Origin of the sequence: Leptospira gomenensis, assembly GCF_004770155.1 — a bacterium.
Lineage (GTDB): Bacteria > Spirochaetota > Leptospiria > Leptospirales > Leptospiraceae > Leptospira > Leptospira gomenensis.
The window spans coordinates 1-289 of the sequence record NZ_RQFA01000087.1; the positions used below are offsets into that span (position 1 = coordinate 1).

The window sequence follows — 289 nt, forward strand, 5'->3', positions numbered from 1 at the left end:
GAGAGCGATATGGGGAGGCTGCCGCGCGTCGTCTTCCGAAGAAAATTCCCGAGTTGTTGCGAACCTACGCCAAGTTTTTGACCGCGACCAAACGTTTGGGTAAGAAAGCGGGAACGACGTTGTATCAGCCCTCTGCCTCTGCTTTAGCGTCTGCTGTGGCGGCGGCCGCGGCCCGTCGAACTTCGTTTGGTTCTGAGACGCCGGAGGAGGGAGCGAAGGATGCGCCACCTAACAATGACCAGGCGACTATCGATTCTGCGGATGAGGTAAGTCCAGGGGTTCGCGCACT

The 289-nt window shown here is 58.5% G+C and carries 1 pseudogene; it reads left to right on the forward strand.

The features are described from left to right. Positions 1-134, forward strand: a pseudogene (locus EHQ17_RS20225) (DUF1564 family protein); the annotation flags it as partial. Between the last annotated feature and the right edge of the window lie 155 nt (positions 135-289).